This is a genomic window from Rhodococcus sp. CX (genome assembly GCF_015865005.1).
GTDB lineage: Bacteria > Actinomycetota > Actinomycetes > Mycobacteriales > Mycobacteriaceae > Rhodococcus.
This window is the reverse complement of sequence record NZ_JADZGH010000136.1, coordinates 1,344-15,133: the sequence shown is the minus strand read 5'-3', so window position 1 is coordinate 15,133 and position 13,790 is coordinate 1,344. Positions and strand designations below refer to the sequence as shown.

Genomic DNA, 13,790 nt, shown 5'->3' with positions numbered 1-13,790 from the left:
ACGTCGCCGAGCGCCGGCCGGGTGACATCGACGTCGCCGAGCGCCGGCCGAGCGCACTCGGCGAGCAGACCCGCCCAACCGCGGTGCGCGGGATCACCGACTCCCGCGACGAACGAATCACCGAAGAAACACAATCGAATCGGCCGCACGGTCATGGCGGCCATGATGCCAGGGTGGCGGGCCCGGTCGTCGACCGTGCCCGCCACCCGCCGCAGGCGTGCGTCAGAAGTCGGCGGCTTCCTCGGCCTCGTCGGTGACCACGGCGCCGATACCGAGCTTCTCCTTGATCTTCTTCTCGATCTCGTCGCGGATGTCGGTGTTCTCGAGCAGGAACTTGCGCGCGTTCTCCTTGCCCTGGCCGAGCTGGTCGCCCTCGTAGGTGTACCAGGATCCGGACTTGCGAACGATGCCCTGCTCGACACCCATGTCGATGAGCGAGCCCTCCTTGGAGATGCCCTGACCGTAGAGGATGTCGAACTCGGCCTGCTTGAACGGCGGCGAAACCTTGTTCTTGACGACCTTGACGCGGGTGCGGTTACCGACGGCGTCGCCGCCGTCCTTGAGCGTCTCGATCCGCCGCACGTCCAGTCGGACGGAGGCGTAGAACTTCAGAGCCTTACCGCCCGTGGTGGTTTCGGGCGAGCCGAACATGACGCCGATCTTCTCGCGCAGCTGGTTGATGAAGATCGCGGTGGTGCCGGAGTTGTTGAGGGCACCGGTCATCTTGCGCAACGCCTGGCTCATGAGGCGGGCCTGCAGACCGACGTGGCTGTCGCCCATCTCGCCCTCGATCTCGGCGCGCGGCACGAGCGCCGCGACCGAGTCGACCACGATGATGTCGAGCGCGCCGGAGCGGATCAGCATGTCCGCGATCTCGAGCGCCTGCTCACCGGTGTCCGGCTGGGACACCAGCAGTGCGTCGGTGTCGACACCGAGCTTGCGGGCGTACTCCGGGTCGAGCGCGTGCTCGGCGTCGATGAACGCCGCGATGCCGCCGTTGGCCTGCGCGTTGGCCACCGCATGCAGCGCGACCGTCGTCTTACCCGAGGATTCCGGACCGTAGATCTCGACCACGCGGCCGCGCGGCAGACCGCCGATACCGAGTGCGACGTCGAGCGCGATCGATCCCGTCGGAATCACCGCGATCGGCTGGTGGGCCTCCTCCCCCAGTCGCATCACGGAGCCCTTGCCGAAGCTCTTGTCGATCTGCGCGAGGGCGAGCTCGAGCGCCTTCTCGCGGTCGTGTGCCTGTGCTGCCATCGTGGTCCCCTTCATCGAATCTCGTCTTGTTGTCGACGACGTTAGAGCCCGGTACCGACAAGTTCGTCGTGGCGACCGGTGAGCCGCCGGATCTGTGGATGGATCCGACGCCTGTGGACAACTACGCCACCGTGCACGACACCAGCATAGGCGAACAATTGTTCGAACGGTGCGTTCCGGCTCGTCGCGTCACCGGCGTGAGGGCGGAACGTCGAACTCCTCGCACATGGCCCGCCACACCTCTCGAGGCTCCTGACCTGCTTCGATCGCCTCGGCGGGGGTGAGACCGCCGAGCGAGAGAATCACGTGGTCGCGGAGCAACGCGTCGCCGTGGAGCTGCCCGAATTCGATCCGGACGAGCTCGTGGAATTCCGTCAATCGCATCCCGCCCACGGTAGTGGGCGCCGGCCGGTCGCGTCGAAGCGGTCGGGCTCAGGCAGTAGCCACGGTCCGGCAGACCTGCACCGGATCCTCGACCCGGCTCGCGGTCGCTGCGGCACTGCGGGCCGCCGCAGCGAAACGCTTCTCGCTCAGGATCGTCTCGACCGCGGTGAGCACAGCCACGGGGTCGAGCGGCCGCACCACCAGCGCGCTGCCCTGCCGGGCGGCCCGGTTGGCCAGTTCCCACTGGTCGCCGCCCCCGGGCACGATCACCGCGGGCACTCCGGCACTCAGCGCCTTCGCGAGCATCCCGTGACCGCCGCCGCACACCACCACGTCGGCCTGCCCGAGCAGCAGGTCCTGGCGGCCCCGCCCCGCGACCGCCCAGTCCGGCAGTTCCCCGTCGGCTCCGTCGAGCATGGTCGCCGCGACACGCATCCCGGTTCCGTCCAGAGCGGTGCACACGGCGTCGAGCATGCCCACGACACCGATGGTCGCCGTGGACGGAGCCACCATCACCAGCGGGCCGGTGCCGGGGGGTGGGGCCAGCACGGTCTCGGTCGGTTCCCACAGCAGCGGACCCACGAGGTGCGCGTTCGCGGGCCAATCGGGTCGCGGCACCTCGAGCGCCGGCAGGGTCGCGATCAGGCGCGCGGCGGGTCCCGGGTCCTTTTCGGGCAGGCCGATGCCCATCCGCGCGGCGCCGCGTTCGCGTTCGCCCTGCCGCACGGAGCGGGCGGTCATGCGACGCAGCAGGGCATCCCGGACCCGGCCGCGGATCCCACGACCGGGCGCGAGACCGCTGCCGATAGGCGGCAGGCCGCGTGAGGGCAGGTACAGCGGATGCGGGGACAGCTCGATCCAGGGGATGCCGAGCCGTTCGGCGGCCATGCCGCCTCCGGCGGTGATGACGTCGGAGACGACCAGGTCCGGCAGCAGCGCGCTCAGGTCGGGCAGGATCTCGGTCGCGATGTGCGCGGCGCGGGCGTGGAGCTTGGCGCCGGCGTCGGCGTCGTCGTCGCCCGGCCGCGGATCCAGGCCTTTGAGCAGCGCGAACGTGACGCCGGGCAGGTCGGTACCCAGCCAGCGCTCGCCGGTGAACAGGATCGGATCGTCCCCCGCCTCCGCCAGGCGCCGGCACAGTTCGATCGCCGGGATCGCATGTCCGGCATCAGGTCCGGCCACCACCGCAACTCGCATCGCACCAGCCTGTCACATCGCGCGGGCCGCTCGGCCGGGACCGGTCAGGCGAGGCCGTGCTCGGCGAGCACGGACAGTGCCGCGTCGTGCGCCGCGGCCCGGTCCGCGGGGACGAGGCCGATGCGGGTACGCCGGTCGAGGATGTCGTCGGCGTCGAGTGCCCCCTCGTGGGTGACTGCGAACTCGAGTTCGGCGCGGCACACGTCCAGGCCGGGAGCGACGGGCGCGAGTCCCGCGGGATCGGCGGCGAGGAACGCCGCCTCGGTCCCGTAGCGACTCACCAGGGACACCGGCGCCGACAGCCGGGACAGCGCCGTCCGGTCCGCCGCCCCGACCAGCGCTATCCGGTGGGTGTTGCAGGGCCCGGCCGGCAATCCGGTGGCGGCGACGGCGGCGTCCACCGCGTCCTGCGCCATCTTCCGGTAGGTGGTCAGCTTGCCGCCGACGATGCCGATCGGACGGCCTCCGCCGCGGACGACCGCGTGCTTGCGGGACAGGTCCGCCGTGGCACCGTCCCCGTCGGGCGTGCGCAGGAGCGGACGCAGCCCGGAATAGGTGGCGAGCACGTCGTCGCGGGTCAGCGCGGTGGTGAGCGCCGAGTTGACGGTGTCGAGCAGGAAGTCGATCTCGCCGTCGGTCGCGTGCGGGACGTCGGGGATGTCGCCGGGGGCGTCCTCGTCGGTGAGGCCGAGGTAGATCCGCCCGAGCTGGGCGGGCAGGGCGAACACGAACCGGTTGGTCGCGCCCGGAACGGGAACGGTGAGCGCCGCGGAAGGGTGCCCGAGGGCGGCCGCGTCGAGGACCAGGTGGGTGCCGCGGCTGGGGCGCAGCGCGATCGAGGGATCGACGTGGCCGGCCCACACCCCCGCCGCGTTGATCACCGCGCGGGCCCGCACCGTCAGGTCTCCGCCGGTGATCTCGTCGTGCAGGACCGCCGTCTCGGCGGTGGCGGCGTACGCGGAGACGCGGGTGAGGATGCGCGCACCGAAGGTCGCGGCGGTGCGGGCGAGCGCGACGACGAGCCGGGCGTCGTCGACGAGCTGCCCGTCGTGGGCGAGCAGCCCGCCGCGGAGTCCGTCGCGACGCACCGCGGGGACGAGGGCGGCGGCACGGGCCGCTCCGACCCGGCGCGACCGCGGCAGCAGCGTCCCGGGAGTGCGGGCCGCCGCGCGCAGCGCGTCCCCGGCGAGGAAACCGGCCCGGACCAGCGCGGACTCGGCGCGGCCGAGGGACGGCAGCAGCGGGACCAGTTGCGGCATCGACCGGATCAGGTGCGGGGCGGTGACGGTCATGAGGATGCCGCGTTCGACCGCGCTCTCGTGTGCGATCCCGACGTTGCCGGTCGCGAGATAGCGCAGTCCGCCGTGGACGAGTTTCGAGCTCCACCGGCTGGTTCCGAACGCGAGGTCGTGACGTTCGACGAGGACGACGCTCAGCCCGCGGGCGGCGGCGTCGAGTGTGACCCCGGCGCCGGTCACCCCGCCGCCGATCACCAGCACGTCGACGGTGGGGTTGTCGGCGAGCCGGTCCAGGTCGCGGCGGCGGCGCACCGCGGAGAGCGCGCCGGGTCCGAGTCCGGTCACGGTGGTCCTCCCTGGGTGGGGGTCAGATAGGCGTCGACCGCGTGGCCGAGTTCGGCCAGCAACTGTTCGCGGGGTGTCGTGTCGGCGACCGCGCGCGCCGACTGGACCACCGACTGCGCGGTGAGCAGCACCATCACGGCGATCCGCCGCGGTTCGCCCTCGCGGATCGATCCGTCGCGTTGCCCCTCGACGATGCCGGCGGTCAGGGTGTCGAGCAGCATGCGCTGGCTGGTGCCGAGCCGGTCGACGATGTAGGTGGTGAGCACGTCCGGGTCGGTGTTCACGATCTTCCGGAACAGCGGATGGGCGCCGATCGCGTCGGCGGTGGTCACGACCGCCCGAACGAGCCGGGTCCGCGCCGGGCCACCGCCGGCCGCGTCGGGGACGACGCGCCGGATCTCGCGGGTGAGCAGGTCCGCGACGATCGCGCGGGTGTCGGGCCAGCGGCGGTAGACGGTCGGGCGGCTGACCCCCGCGCGGCGGGCAACCTCGGCGAGCGTCGTCCGCCGCAACCCGAAGTCGAGCATGCAGGAGTAGGCGGCGTCGAGGATCTGGTCCTCGATCCTGGCGGGCTCGCGCGGACCTGCGGTTCTCGAATCATCGTTACGGATCGACATCGTATGTAAAACTGTAACCCATGAACGCGCCTTTCACCCCGCAACATCCCGACGAAGCGCCGACGATGGCGTGGGACGCGTGGGGAACCGAGGACCGCCGCATCGAACTCTCCGCGCGGGTCCTCGACCTGCTCGAACAGGCACTCGGCGTCGACACCGGACGCGACCGCGTCCTCCCCGAAGCCGACGTGCGACTGAGTCCGGGCCGGCTACGCCCCGAACACCGCGACGAACTCGCCCGGATCGTCGGCCGCGACCACTTCGCCGACGACGACCGGACGCGGCTGCGGCACGCGGGCGGCAAGAGCACCCTCGACCTTCTGCGCCGACGCAGCCGCGCCGAGCAGGACGCGCCGGATGCGGTGCTGTTCCCGGGCAGCCACGAGGAGGTCGTCGCCGTGCTCTCCTACTGCTCGCCGGAGGCGATCGCGGTGGTCCCGTTCGGCGGCGGCACCAGCGTCGTCGGCGGCGTGGATCCGGTGCGGGGGCGGTTCGAAGCGGTGGTCACGGTCGATCTGCGCCGCCTGACCGCGCTGACGAGCCTCGATCCGGTGTCCGGTCTGGCGACCCTGCAGGCCGGCGCGACCGGACCGCAGACCGAACAGTTGCTGGCCGCGCACGGCTTCTCGCTCGGTCACTTCCCTCAGAGTTACCGGCACGCGACTCTCGGCGGCTTCGCGGTCACCCGCTCGGCGGGCCAGGCGTCGGCCGGCTACGGGCGGTTCGAGGACATGGTCGACCATCTCGTCGTCGCCACCCCGCGCGGCACACTGCGCGCCGGACGGGCGCCGGCGTCCGCGGCCGGTCCCGACCTGCGCCGATTGTTCCTCGGCTCGGAGGGCACGCTCGGCATCGTCACCGAGGTGGGGGTGCGCATTCACCCCGTGCCCGCGACCACCGCGTTCCGGGCGTGGTCGTTTCCCGATTTCGCGACCGGCGCGGCGGCATTGCGCACACTCGCTCGGACCGGCGCCCTGCCGACGGTGCTCCGGCTGTCGGACGAGGCCGAAACCGGCATGAATCTCGCACTGCACGAGAACATCGGCGGTGACGCTCCCGGCGGCTGCCTCGCCGTGACCACCGTCGAGGGCAGCGAAGCGCACGTGCGGGCCCGTGCCGCCGAGGTCGCGGCGCTGCTCGCGGCGTCCGGCGGCACCGATCTGGGCGACGGTCCGGCCCGCGCCTGGCAGCACGGCCGGTTCGACGCACCGCATCTGCGCGACGCCCTGCTGCGGGTCGGGGCGCTCGCCGAAACCCTCGAGACCGCGACGACCTGGTCCAACCTGCTGTCCCTGCGCGCCGCCGTCACCGAGGCGCTCACCGCGGACCTGACCGCGCAGGGCACACCGCCGCTGGTGATGTGCCACATCTCTCACACCTATCCGACCGGCGCTTCGCTGTATTTCACGGTGGTGTGCGCCCAGTCCGACGACCCGATCGCGCAGTGGTCGCGGGCCAAGCGCGCCGCGGGCGACGCGATCGTCGCGGCGGGCGGCACCATCACCCATCACCACGCGGTCGGTCGCGACCACCTGCCGTGGCTGGAAGCGGAAGTCGGCGATCTGGGACTCGACGTGCTCGCCGCGGTGAAGAACGCGATCGACCCTCGCGGAATCCTCAATCCTGGGAAGCTGATCGGGTGACCGGCACCGTCACCGCACTCACGAATCCGGCCGCCCGCGACCGGCGGTCCGCACACGTCCGCGCCGCAGCCCTGCACCGCCTGCGCGAGCGCGGGTTCGTCGTCACCGAGATCGCCGGCGACTCCCCCGCCGAATCCTCGGAACTGGCCGCGCGGGCCGTCGCGGACGGCACCGACGCGCTGGTGGTGATCGGCGGCGATGGCCTGGTGTTCCTGGCGTGGCAGGCGGCAGCCGGCACCGGAATTCCGCTCGGCATCGTACCGGCCGGCACCGGCAACGACCACGCGCGCGCGCTCGGCATCCCCACCGATCCCGTCGCGGCCGCCGACGTGATCGTCGGCGGCCGTACCCGGACGATCGATCTCGGGCGCGCGACGCCGGTCGGGCTCCGGCCGCTGTGGTTCGGCACGGTGCTCGCCAGCGGGTTCGATTCCCTGGTCACCGACCGCGCGAATCGGATGCGGTGGCCGCGCGGGCACCTGCGCTACAACGCGGCGACCGTGGCCGAACTCGCGAACCTGAGACTGCTTCCCTATCGAATCACCTTGGACGGCAATACCTTCGACACCGAAGCCACGATGGTGTCGGTGGGCAACGCGTCGAGTTACGGCGGCGGGATGCGGATCGCACCGAACGCGCGGCTCGACGACGGCCTGTTCGACGTGGTCGTGGTGACCTCCGCGAGCCGGTCGCGGCTGCTGCGCCTGTTCCCGAGGGTCTACCGCGGCACCCACGTCGACCTCGACGAGGTGACGGTGTACCGGGCGCGGTCGGTGCGGCTCGACTGCCCCGGCATCACCGCCTACGCCGACGGCGAGCGCGTCGGACCCCTGCCCGTCGACATCGAGGCCATGCCCGACGCCGGCTGCGTGTTCGTTCCCTAGCCGAACGTGTACAGCTCGAATCCGGCGGCGTGGGTGGCGTCGAACCCCGGCAGCGGCCCCGACGCCATCGCCACCTGAGCCTGCGCCTGTTCCTCGACGGGCACATCGCTCAATGCCTCGAGGTAACGCCGGTGCGCGGCGAGCGAGGCCACCGCGACCTCGACCGTGTCGGTGACGTCCACCGCGTGCGTCGGCATCGTGGTGTTGACGGCGACCCATCGCACCCCGGTCCACGGTTCGAGTCCCTGTTCGGCCAACTCCGGGAAGATCCACTCGTTGGCGGCGTCGGAGACCGCGTCGAGCACGCTGAGCCCCAGCGCACGATGGTCGGCGCTGTTGAGAATCCCCGGGAACCAGGTGAGCCCGAAATTGCCGGTGACCACCATGTGCGGGCGGTGCCGCCGGATCGCGGCGGCGAGGTCGCGGCGCAGATCCGGTCCGGCGACGAGTGTGCCGTCGCGGTGACCGAGGAACTCGACCTGCTCGACACCGACGATCCGCGCCGATTCCCGTTCCTCCGCTTCGCGCAGCGGCCCGCACTCCTCCGGAGGCAGGCCGGCGATGCCCGCTTCGCCGCTGGTGGCCAGCACGTAGCGAATGTCCTTTCCCTGCCGGGTCCATCGCGCGACCGCCGCGGCCGCGCCGTATTCGATGTCGTCGGGATGCGCCGCGATCACCAGTCCGCTTTCCCAGTCCTCCGGTACCGATTCCATACGACCACTATCTGCGATGACGGTTCGGTGCGGGGGCACTCGCGCATACTGATGATCATGTCCTGGTCCGGTATCGCCGATGCGATGCTCGACGTACAGCTGATCACCACCGCGGCGGCCGTGACGTTCTGGTGTCTGACCGTGGTCGGGATCGCGGTACTCGTGGCGCGCAGGAGTCGACGTTGGACCGTCGTCGGCATCCCCGGCGCGATCGCGGCGACGCTGGTTCTGGTCGGACTCGCGGCGCTGCTGATCGAGAAGGTGTGGCGACCGTTCCCGGACCCCTTGCCGCACGCCGTGTACGCATGGTCCGCGACCGCCGTCCTGGCCGTCGCGCTGCTGATCGGCCGATGGCTGTTCCGGCGCCGGGAGCGCCGTCACATCCCGGTTGCAGTGGGCCTCGTCGTCGCGGCGGCACTGGTCGCCACCGCGGCGGCAGGCCAGATCAACCTCGTCTTCGACGCCTATCCGACCGTGCGATCCGCACTGGGCCTGTCCGTGTTCCGCACCGTTCCGCTCACCGAAGCGCAGGCCCGCACCGCGACGACCGTCACGGGCACGCCACTCTCGGCGCAGTGGTCACCACCGCCCGACATGCCTTCCACCGGTGCCGTGGTGTCTGCACCGATCCCCGCCGCAACGTCCGGGTTCCCCGCACGTGAAGCGCGGATCTACCTGCCCCCGGCCTATTTCACCGATCCTCGCCCCGAACTTCCGGTTCTGGTCCTGCTGGCGGGACAGCCCGGCAGTCCGGACGACTGGCTGGTCGGCGGCAGGCTGACACAGACGATGGACGCGTTCGCCGCGCAACACGACGGGCTCGCACCCGTGGTCGTGGTCGCGGACGGCACCGGCGGGCAGTTCGCCAATCCGCTGTGCATGGATTCGCGACTGGGCAACGCCGCGTCGTACCTGACCGTGGACGTGCCCGCCTGGGTGAAGCAGAACCTGCAGATCGACCAGGAGCCGCGGGCGTGGGCGATCGGCGGGTTGTCCTACGGCGGTACGTGTGCGCTGCAACTCGCGACCCTCCGGCCGGACGTGTATCCGACCTTCCTCGACATCTCCGGACAGGCCGAGCCCACCCTCGGTGATCGCGCCCGCACCGTGCAGGAGGCGTTCGGCGGCGACGACGCGGCCTTCGCCCGCAACAACCCGGCGGATCTGCTTGCGCACAACCGCTATCCCGACAGCGCGGGTGCGTTCGTGGTGGGTCTCGACGACCGCGAGTACCGTGCGGGTGTCGAGCAGCTCACCGCCGCGGCACGCGCGGCCGGTATGGACGTGCACTTGACGGAACTGCCAGGGGGACACACGTTTTCACTGTGGTCCGCCGCACTGGAGAAGGAGATGCCGTGGCTGAGCCGGCGACTGGGTCTCACCTCGTGACCGCGCGGCGGGTGCTCGACGGGCCCGCCGGGCGCGCAGCGAGAGCACTGCGCCGCGCACCGGTATCGCTCGTGCTGCTGGCCGCGTTGTGGCTGCTCGGGATCCTGACCGGCGCCCTCCGGCACGGACCGTCCCCCGATCTCGCGCGATGGGTGTCGTCGGGGGTGGCGAGCTTCGAGAGCGGACATGTGTGGGTGCTGTGGACCTCGGGCCTGTTCGCGTCCGGCATCGTCGAGTACCTGCTGGTGACCGTCGTGATCCTGGCGGTGGCGGTACCGACGGAGAATCGCATCGGCAGCGTGCCGTTCGCCGCCGCCGCGGTCGTGACGCAGGGCATCGGTTCGGCGCTGGCGCTGCTGATCGCGTGGGTCGTGTCGACCGTCCCGAACACGTGGGGCCTCGAACTTCACGGTCATGTGATCGAGGATCCAGTCCCCTGGGTCCTGGGTACGCTGCTCGCGTCGACCTCGGTGATGAACACCCTGTGGCGCCGACGGATCCGGACGCTCGTGCTGGTGTTCCTGGTGACGGCCGCCCTGTTCGCCGGGCACCTGCAGGACGTGACGCGGCTGTGCGCGGCGGTGGCGGGCGTGGTTCTGGGGCCGTGGCTGTGCGGACGCTCCGCGCGGGGCCCGGCGCTCGGTGGCACCGTCCGCGAGCAACGCACGCTGGTCGCGCTGGTCGTGGCCGCGAGCGTGCTCGGTCCCGTGCTGGCCGCGTTCTCTCCGCACGCGATCGGACCGCTCTCGGCGCTGCGGATGCTGTTCGACCAGGTCCCCTATTCGGCGCGCGAACTGGTGGACGTGTGTGCCGACCCGGCGCTGCACGACGAATGCCGCAAGGGACAGCAGGCGCTGCGGCTGTCCGGGCTCGGACCGCTGGTGATGAACCTGATGCCGTCGATCGTGCTGCTCGTGTCCGCGGATGGGTTGCGCCGGGGACGACGCGCCGGGTGGCTGCTGTCGGTGTGGGCGCACGTCGCGCTGATCGCGGTCGCGGCCGCGAGCCTCGTCGCCGAGACCACCGAGCAGGACGCGACCCGGTCGTTGCTGTACGGGCAGCATCGGCACAGCTCGGTGTACATGGAACTGGCCCCGCTGCTGGCGCTGGTCGCGATCCTCGTGCTGCTGCTGGGGAGCCGACGACTGTTCCAGGTCCGTGCCCCACGCGGCACCTATGCCCCCGTGTGGTTGGGCACACTCGGCGCCGTCGTGGTCGCCGCACTCGTCTACGTCGGCGCCGGATCGCTGCTCGCCGACGGCTTCGATCGCGATCCGGGAGCATGGACCCTGCTGCGGGACATGCCGCGGCGGCTGATCCCGCCGGTCTACCTCCAGCTGTTCGAACCGCCCGTGCTGCCGCTCACGTCCGCCGCGACCCTGCTGTTCGAGTGGGTCGGCGTCCTGGTGTGGGCGGTGTTCTGCGGGCTGATGCTGCGCAGCTTCCAGGTGCCGGCGCTCGGCTACGACGCCGACGCGCAGCGACGCGTCCGCGAACTGCTGCACTCGCCCGGCGGATCGTCCCTGTCGTGGATGACCACCTGGGGCGGCAACCACTACTGGTTCTCCTCCGACGGCAGGCACGCCGTCGCCTACCGGGTGCACTCCGGTGTCGCGCTCACCACCGGCGACCCGATCGGCGACCGCGACACCCTCGTCGCCGCCGTCGACGAATTCGCCTCGTACTGCGCCGAGAACGGCTGGACCCCGTGCCTGTACTCGGTCGGCGAGCCCACCGCGGCCATCGCCCGCGAGCACGGCTGGACGTGCCTGCAGGTCGCCGAGGAAACCGTGATCCGGCTCGAAGGGCTGGCCTTCTCCGGCAAGAAGTTCCAGGACGTGCGCACCGCCCTCAACCGGGCCCGCAAGGACGGCGTCACCGCCGAATGGACGACCCTGCACGACGCGCCGCTGGCCGTCGTCGAGCAGATCGTGGCGATCTCCGAGGAATGGGTCGCCGACAAGGGCCTGCCGGAGATGGGGTTCACGCTCGGCGGTCTCGAGGAACTCCGCGACCCCGAGGTCCGGCTGCTGCTCGCGATCGACGGCGACCGGCACGTCCACGCCATCACCTCGTGGATGCCGGTCTACCGCGACGGCACCGTCGTCGCGCTGACCCTCGACTTCATGCGGCGTCGCTCCGACGGTTTCCGCCCATCGATGGAGTTCCTCATCGCGTCGGCCGCGTTGTCTGCCCAGCAGGAGGGACTCGAGTACCTGAGCCTGTCCGGTGCGCCCCTGGCCGCGGCCGGACGGACCGACGCGGTGGACCGCACGGCACTCGACGCGCTGCTCGAGATGCTCGGGCGCACCCTCGAACCGGTCTACGGGTTCCGGTCGCTGCTCGCGTTCAAGTCCAAGTTCCAGCCCGAGTACCGGCCCCTGTACATGGTCTTCCCGGATCCCGCCGCGCTGCCCGCGATCGGCGTCGCGGTCGGACGCGCCTACCTTCCCGACGTCTCGCTCGGGCAAGGGCGGCGCCTGCTCACCCGGTTGCTGCGCAGGTGACAGGCTCGGACCGCTGCGGACGACAGGCGCGGAGCGCCGTGGATCAGACCTTCATGATGTCGTCGTGCTTGTCACCCGCGATCGCCTTGTAGATCAGATATCCGCCGAAGATGATCGCGCTCACCACGAGAATCCCGAACAAGTGCTCGAACAGGGCGCCGAACAACGCCAGGCCGATCCACACCAGCGCCACCACACCCACGATCTTCCAGAACATCGCCTTCTCCTGACTCGATTGGCATTTCTCACTGCCGTACACCACGATCCTGACAGTCCCAGACCGGAAAAACACCAGGTCAGAACACAAATCAGGGAAAGATGGGGGGAATCCCCGAGCCGTCGGCCGCCACGTCGGGGTCACTCCCGGAGCGGGGTGGTGACGCACAGCACGCACAAGGCACATAGGCTCGACGCGTTCCCACCCATGTGAAGAAGGCTGAGAAATCGTGTCGTCGACCCGTCGCATTCCCGCCCGCGACCTGGCGCAGATCGCCGTGTTCGCTGCTCTGATCATCGCGCTCGGGCTTCCCGGGCAGATCACCATCGGATCGTCGGGTGTGCCGATCACGCTGCAGACCCTCGGAGTGATGCTCGCCGGCGCACTGCTCGGTGCCCGCAAGGGTGTGCTGTCCGTCGCGACGGTCATCGTGCTGGGTCTTGCGCTTCCCGTGCTCGCCGGCGGTCGCACGACCCTCACGTCCCTGGCCTCCCCCACCGCCGGCTTCCTGATCGGCTGGATTCCCGCCGTCGCGGTCATCGGCTGGCTGTCCGCGCGGATGCTGCCGCGCTACCGGGTGGTGCCCGGTGTCGCGATCAACGTGCTGGGCGGGATCGTGGTGCTGTACGCCTTCGGCATCGCCGGGATGCTGCTGCGCACCGACCTGACCTTCTGGGCCGCGCTGAGCGCCAACGTGACGTTCCTGCCCGGCGACCTGCTCAAGGCCGTCGTCGCAGCCGCCGTTGCGGCGCAGGTGCACCGCGCCTACCCCGGCCTGATCGCGTCGCGCGTGGCGGCGAAGCCCGCCGGCGATCTCGCCCACTGACCGTCCGTCGATGAGCGAGATCCGCTTCGATTCGGTCCGACACGCCTACGGCGAGCGGGTCGTGCTCGACGGCATCGACGTGATCCTCACCGAAAGGCGGATCGGGATCGTCGGGGCCAACGGCAGCGGCAAATCGACGCTGGCCCGCATGATCAACGGTCTCGTCGTTCCCACCTCCGGCACGGTCACCGTCGACGGCCTGGACACCGCACGCAAGGGCCGCGAGGTGCGGCGACGCGTCGGATTCGTGTTCACCGATCCCGACCACCAGATCGTCATGCCGACCGTCGCCGAGGATGTGGACTTCTCGTTGCGGCGCAGCGGACTCGGCAAAGCCGAACGCGCCGAACGGGTCCGGCGGGTGCTCGGCGACTTCGGCCTCGGCGGGCACCACGACCACCCCAGCCACCTGCTGTCGGGAGGCCAGAAGCAGATGCTGGCGCTGGCCGCGATCATGGTCACCGACCCGCAGGTCCTCGTCGCGGACGAGCCGACCACCCTGCTCGATCTCCGCAATACCAGGCTGATCTCGCAGACGTTCGCGAACCTCGAACAGCAGTTGATCGTCGT

13 protein-coding genes are annotated in these 13,790 nt (G+C 70.9%); 6 read left to right on the top strand and 7 right to left on the bottom strand.

Annotation, left to right across the window (positions count from 1 at the left end; all coding sequences use genetic code 11):
- Window positions 1-222: 222 nt before the first annotated feature.
- The 5 genes from recA to I0Q12_RS14565 all read right to left on the bottom strand — a co-directional run bounded on the left by recA (window position 223) and on the right by I0Q12_RS14565 (window position 5,041).
- A complete protein-coding gene (recA, locus tag I0Q12_RS14585; protein ID WP_197252591.1) occupies window positions 223-1,260 on the bottom strand; it encodes a recombinase RecA in 1,038 nt (345 codons plus the stop codon).
- Window positions 1,261-1,449: 189 nt separating this feature from the next.
- Window positions 1,450-1,644: a DUF3046 domain-containing protein gene (locus I0Q12_RS14580; protein WP_197252590.1), complete on the bottom strand. Its 195-nt coding sequence runs from the start codon at window positions 1,642-1,644 to the stop codon at window positions 1,450-1,452.
- A gap of 48 nt (window positions 1,645-1,692) precedes the next feature.
- Complete coding sequence (locus I0Q12_RS14575; RefSeq protein WP_197252589.1) at window positions 1,693-2,841, bottom strand: glycosyltransferase; 1,149 nt, start codon at window positions 2,839-2,841, stop codon at window positions 1,693-1,695.
- 44 nt (window positions 2,842-2,885) lie between these two features.
- A complete protein-coding gene (locus I0Q12_RS14570) occupies window positions 2,886-4,424 on the bottom strand; it encodes a glycerol-3-phosphate dehydrogenase/oxidase (protein WP_197252588.1) in 1,539 nt (512 codons plus the stop codon).
- Window positions 4,421-5,041, bottom strand: coding sequence for a TetR/AcrR family transcriptional regulator (locus I0Q12_RS14565; protein WP_197252587.1), 621 nt, complete (start codon window positions 5,039-5,041; stop codon window positions 4,421-4,423). Before I0Q12_RS14565 ends, I0Q12_RS14570 begins: the two co-directional genes overlap by 4 nt.
- A 20-nt stretch (window positions 5,042-5,061) precedes the next feature.
- Between I0Q12_RS14565 and I0Q12_RS14560 the strand changes: the two genes are divergently transcribed.
- Both I0Q12_RS14560 and I0Q12_RS14555 read left to right on the top strand, forming a co-directional pair.
- Window positions 5,062-6,684 (top strand): FAD-binding oxidoreductase, encoded by a 1,623-nt coding sequence (locus tag I0Q12_RS14560; protein ID WP_197252586.1) that lies wholly within the window; start codon window positions 5,062-5,064, stop codon window positions 6,682-6,684.
- Window positions 6,681-7,568 carry a diacylglycerol kinase gene (locus tag I0Q12_RS14555; RefSeq protein WP_197252585.1) on the top strand — a complete coding sequence of 296 codons (888 nt, stop codon included), beginning with the start codon at window positions 6,681-6,683 and terminating at the stop codon, window positions 7,566-7,568. The genes I0Q12_RS14560 and I0Q12_RS14555 overlap by 4 nt, the downstream gene beginning before the upstream one ends.
- Here the strand turns inward: I0Q12_RS14555 and I0Q12_RS14550 are convergent.
- The gene (locus tag I0Q12_RS14550) at window positions 7,565-8,281 is read right to left on the bottom strand and encodes a PIG-L deacetylase family protein (RefSeq protein WP_197252584.1); all 717 of its coding nucleotides are present in this window, start codon (window positions 8,279-8,281) and stop codon (window positions 7,565-7,567) included. The two genes, I0Q12_RS14555 and I0Q12_RS14550, sit on opposite strands and share 4 nt — an antisense overlap.
- 57 nt (window positions 8,282-8,338) lie before the next feature.
- On the opposite strand from I0Q12_RS14550, the gene I0Q12_RS14545 reads away from it, so the two are divergent.
- Together I0Q12_RS14545 and I0Q12_RS14540 are read left to right on the top strand one after the other, a co-directional pair.
- Window positions 8,339-9,670, top strand: a complete 1,332-nt coding sequence (locus tag I0Q12_RS14545; RefSeq protein ID WP_197252583.1) for an alpha/beta hydrolase family protein — start codon at window positions 8,339-8,341, stop codon at window positions 9,668-9,670.
- Between the two features lie 11 nt (window positions 9,671-9,681).
- Entirely contained in the window at window positions 9,682-12,177 is a 2,496-nt protein-coding gene (locus I0Q12_RS14540) for a phosphatidylglycerol lysyltransferase domain-containing protein (protein WP_374068703.1), read from the top strand.
- A gap of 43 nt (window positions 12,178-12,220) precedes the next feature.
- Here I0Q12_RS14540 and I0Q12_RS14535 read toward each other — a convergent pair whose 3' ends face one another.
- Window positions 12,221-12,394 (bottom strand): hypothetical protein, encoded by a 174-nt coding sequence (locus I0Q12_RS14535; RefSeq protein ID WP_197252582.1) that lies wholly within the window; start codon window positions 12,392-12,394, stop codon window positions 12,221-12,223.
- 229 nt (window positions 12,395-12,623) lie between these two features.
- On the opposite strand from I0Q12_RS14535, the gene I0Q12_RS14530 reads away from it, so the two are divergent.
- Together I0Q12_RS14530 and I0Q12_RS14525 are read left to right on the top strand one after the other, a co-directional pair.
- Window positions 12,624-13,220 carry a biotin transporter BioY gene (locus tag I0Q12_RS14530; protein WP_197252581.1) on the top strand — a complete coding sequence of 199 codons (597 nt, stop codon included), beginning with the start codon at window positions 12,624-12,626 and terminating at the stop codon, window positions 13,218-13,220.
- 10 nt (window positions 13,221-13,230) lie between these two features.
- On the top strand, window positions 13,231-13,790 hold a 560-nt coding region (locus I0Q12_RS14525; RefSeq protein ID WP_197252592.1), incomplete at its 3' end, for an energy-coupling factor ABC transporter ATP-binding protein.